The sequence below is a fragment of the Nioella sp. genome (genome assembly GCF_964229645.1).
Taxonomy (GTDB): domain Bacteria; phylum Pseudomonadota; class Alphaproteobacteria; order Rhodobacterales; family Rhodobacteraceae; genus Nioella.
This window is the reverse complement of sequence record NZ_CAXREX010000102.1, coordinates 1-3,627: the sequence shown is the minus strand read 5'-3', so window position 1 is coordinate 3,627 and position 3,627 is coordinate 1. Positions and strand designations below refer to the sequence as shown.

The window sequence follows — 3,627 nt, the reverse complement described above, 5'->3', positions numbered from 1 at the left end:
GCCAGGTCAGGGCCCAGATGGGTGGCAATATCGCCCACGCTTCCGCCCCCCAGCATCCCGGCGGCGTTCATTGCGCAGTTGAAGGCGGCTTTCTTCCAGACCAGCACGGGGGCCTCGGGCGTCATCTCGAACCCGGCGGGCGCGAGCGCAGGCCCGAACAGGTCAGCCGCACCGTCGGCCTCCAGCGGCGCGAAGGGCGTATGGGCCTTGCCGTGGCTCGCCACATGGCCCGGAGCGCGAAAATCGGCCGGGGTCATGGTGCAGCCATAGAGGATGCGGGATCGCGGCACCCTTGCCGCCACCCGCTCTACGTTGCCCAACCCGTTTTGCAAGGTCAGCACATGCGCCCCGGCCTCGATCAGGGGGGCGATCTTGGCAAGGGCCGCGTCGCTGTGATAGGTCTTGGTCAATAGGATGACGAGATCGGCCCTCGGGGCCTTTTCGGGCAGCATGGCCGGGATCGGGTAGGTTTCCGAGCCCTCGTCCCAATCGACGCGCAGACCGTCGCGGTTGATCGCGTCGAGATGGGCGGTGTTGAGGTCGAGCAGCGTCACGTCGCAGCCCGCTCGGAAAAGCGAGGCCCCCACAACGGACCCGAGCGCCCCTGCCCCCAAGACCGCGATCTTCATGGCTGAGCCCCGGAAAAGAGCGCCACCACCTCTTCGGGCACCGGGCAGGATGTGATGCCCCCACCCTCCCTGGCGCGCACCAGCACGCGTTTTTCAAAGCCTTCCACGGCCAGCTTGTCCCCGCGCATCAGGCGGTGTTCCACGTCGAAGCTCGATCGCCCGAAGCGGGTGATCGTGGTCACGATATCGACCGTGTCGCCAAAGCGCGAAGGGATATGAAAGCGCGCCTGCGTGTCGACCATCGGAAACCCCACCACGCCGTAGCGGCGGCGCAGTTCGGGCTTGGGCAGGCCCGCCGCGCCGAAATGCTGCGCGGTCGAGGCGTCGAACCAGCGGAAATAGTTGGGGTAAAAGACAATCTCGGCCGGGTCGCAATCGCCCCATTCGATCTGCACGCTGCGGCGGCTTTCAAACATCAGGCGGCTCCTTTCAGATCGGCAAGGCAGGCATCGAGCCGGGCATGGCTGTCATCGGCCATTGCGGCAGCCATGGCATCGCGCAGGGTGGCGCTCGCAGCCTCGGGGTCGGGTCCGGCGACGGCTGGCGCCACGATCTGCTGGAAAATCCGTTCATAGGCTCTCAGCCCGCGCGCTAGCGTGTCGGAATATCCCTTTCGCAACCGCGGCAGTTCGGCCAGCGCCCCGGCAAAGCCTGGGGCCGTGGGCAAGGTGGCCACCAGCGCCGCCATCCAGGCCTCGATATCGGCCTGCTCGCGCGCATAGCGCAGCGAACGGGGACGCAGGCGCTTGAAGCCCGCCATGAACCGCAGCAGGCGATAGCCGATGATCCCGTTGGAATGCAGGTGAATGCCGCGCCCCAGGAAGGGCAACCCCTTGCCCTGCTCGACCCGCGCCATGATCCGCCGCCCGATCCCGACCGGCAGGATATCGGCCACTTCCTCGGCGCGGGGCTTGAGGTAATCGACCACGCGCAGCACCTGGCCCTCGGTCATCTCGGCCTCGGCGCGGATGCGGGCAAAGCGCTCGGCCCGGGTTTTCAGGTCGGCCACCCGCGCCACGTCTTCATAGGCCATCCAGAGTGCCAGCCGCCGCGCGGCTTCACCAAGGGCATGCAGGGCGCGGTGATCGGTCGGGTCGGCAGCATCAGCCAACCGCGCCAGCCTGTCTGAATAAAGCCGTGCATAGGCGTCGCCCTGGTAGTCCAGCAGCCGTTCGCGCCCGTGGGACGCGATCTTGCGGATGGCGGGGGGCAGACCGTCGACGGGCCCCGGCTCTTCGGGGACAGCCTCGGGCCGTGACGGCGCAGGCTGCGCTGCCCTGACCCCTTGCACAGCGCGTTCCGCCGCCTCGACGCCGCGCAGGCTGGCCTCGGCCCCGCGCCCCTTGCCCAATACCGCCAGCGACATCGCGCGATCCCAGGGCAGCAGGCCGGACCCCAGAAGGGCACCGTAAAGCGTGGCCGAAATGAAGGTGCCGTTTTCGCGGGCCAGCGCGTCGAGATCATGCAGGTGGCTGGTTCTGGCCAGCGCCCGCGCTGCCGCGACGACGCGCGCATCATCCTGCCGGCCATCGCCCATCTGGATTTTCTCGGCAGTCGCATAGACACGATTGGTCGAGGCGATGAGCGTTGTCAGCCGGGGGGACACGAATCCGGCCTCCATCGCCCTGGCCGCCTCGACCAACTCGCTCGCCAGCACCACGTCGACACGGCCCGGCATGGGGCTGAGCCCCATCACCGGATCGGTCCCGGGCGGGGCGATCTCGATGTAATAGGTGGTCGAACCCGTGCGCTGTGCCACGCCGGGAACCGAGGTGGCCTGCACCTTGCGCCCGGCGGCGGTGGCCGCGCTCACGATCCAGTTCATCAGCACACCCCCGCCCTCGCCGCCCAGGGCGTGAATGAGGATGCGTAGCGGCAGCGCCTGGTCACTCATCGCACTCATGCCTGCCGTCCCGGGGCAAAGAACGCCCGCAGCCGCGCCAGCGCCCGATCGCGCCAGCTTGGGTTGGAGATGATCTCGGCCCGCCAGAACGAGGGGCAAAGCGTTGCCGCATGGGCAACCTCGCCACACAGCCCGCAACCTACGCAGCCATTGGTGACATGGGCCACCGGGTCGGTCTTGAGCGGGTCGCTCGATGTCTTGATGGTCAGCGTCGGACAGCCCGACAGGCGCATGCAGGAATGATCGCCGGTGCAGGTGTCCTCGTCGACGCCGAAACGGTTGCGCACCACCCGCTCGCCCGCCGCCAGAGCCTTGGTGCGCAGGGGCTTCACTCGGCGCTGGCGCTCCAGCTGGCATTCCCCCTCGGCCACGATGACCTTGAGCCCCTTGAATGTCGACTTGAAGGCCTCGGTCAGCGTCTGGCGCATCTCGGAGACCTTGTAGGTATGCACGGTGCGCAACCACTTGACGCCGACGCCCTTCAGCGCCTCTTCGATCGTATGATCGTTCGCGGTGGCGCTTTCGGCCCCGGCCCGGTCCTTGGCCGCACGTTCGGGCGAGGAAATCAGCTCCTGCGTGCCGGTGGCCGAGGTGTAGCCGTTCTTCATGATCACCAGCACCCCGTCGCCGCCGTTCTTCAGCCGCGAGGTGACGCCCGACAACAGCCCGTTATGCCAGAACCCGCCATCGCCCATCACCGCCAGCGGCGGCTTGTCCTGGAAACTGGCGACCGAGGCATTGGAGGCAAGGCTCATCCCGTAGCCCAGGATCGAGTTGCCGAAATTGAAAGGCGCGAAGGTCGCGAAGGCGTGACAGCCGATATCGGCAGAGTAATGCACCTCGCCCACCTCTTCCTTGGCCAGTTTCAACGCGGCGAAGAAGGGCCGTTCGGGACAGCCCACGCAGAAACCCGGCGGGCGCGGCGGGACCGGCGCGCCAAGCAGCTTGCGGGCCTCGGCGCGAAGCTCGTCGATTTCGCTGGCATAGGCGTCTTCGTTGACGCGATTGCCAAGCGCGGGCTGATGGGCGCGCAGGAAGGCCCCGATCCCTGCCACCAGAACCGGGGCGGAATATTCGCCCGCCATCGGCAGCACG

4 protein-coding genes are annotated in these 3,627 nt (G+C 67.7%); all 4 read right to left on the bottom strand.

The annotated features are described in order from the left end of the window. Nucleotides 1–629 (bottom strand): ketopantoate reductase family protein (locus tag ACEQXV_RS06990; protein ID WP_370268474.1); only part of this gene is annotated, 629 nt, incomplete at its 3' end. After that, the gene (locus ACEQXV_RS06985; RefSeq protein WP_370253872.1) at nucleotides 626–1,045 is read right to left on the bottom strand and encodes an acyl-CoA thioesterase; all 420 of its coding nucleotides are present in this window, start codon (nucleotides 1,043–1,045) and stop codon (nucleotides 626–628) included. The genes ACEQXV_RS06985 and ACEQXV_RS06990, both read right to left, overlap by 4 nt. Next, a complete protein-coding gene (locus ACEQXV_RS06980) occupies nucleotides 1,045–2,532 on the bottom strand; it encodes an indolepyruvate oxidoreductase subunit beta family protein (RefSeq protein WP_370268473.1) in 1,488 nt (495 codons plus the stop codon). The genes ACEQXV_RS06985 and ACEQXV_RS06980 overlap by 1 nt, the downstream gene beginning before the upstream one ends. Beyond that, nucleotides 2,529–3,627, bottom strand: a 1,099-nt coding sequence (locus tag ACEQXV_RS06975; RefSeq protein ID WP_370268472.1) for a thiamine pyrophosphate-dependent enzyme, incomplete at its 5' end; no start/stop codon positions are given. The genes ACEQXV_RS06975 and ACEQXV_RS06980, both read right to left, overlap by 4 nt.